Origin of the sequence: Psychrobacter sp. GW64-MNA-CIBAN-0177 (assembly GCF_040309585.1) — a bacterium.
GTDB lineage: Bacteria > Pseudomonadota > Gammaproteobacteria > Pseudomonadales > Moraxellaceae > Psychrobacter > Psychrobacter okhotskensis.
Map to the genome: position 1 here is coordinate 1 of NZ_JBEOOY010000550.1, position 241 is coordinate 241.

At 41.5% G+C, this 241-nt stretch carries 1 protein-coding gene; it reads left to right on the forward strand.

Annotation, left to right across the window (positions count from 1 at the left end; genetic code table 11):
• Positions 1 to 241, forward strand: a 241-nt coding sequence (locus AAEY79_RS16175; RefSeq protein WP_352289747.1) for a hypothetical protein, incomplete at both ends; no start/stop codon positions are given.

Consider the following 241-nt stretch of genomic DNA (forward strand, 5'->3'; position numbering starts at 1 on the left):
GGTGAAGCACATGCTTTTTAATAATTCGAACATTACGGACTCTCCTATTCGTCAGAAAATTCGCGAGTTCTATCGTATTGATGAAAGTGTTGCGGTAGAGCATATTTTACCGTTAGCAGACGTTAACGATGAAGCTGCCAGCAGAGCGTGGGAAAAGGCACGTAAAATATCATTAAAAATACGTAGAGACGAATCAGGTAACGGTGCTGTAGATGCCTTACTCGCAGAATACACATTATCC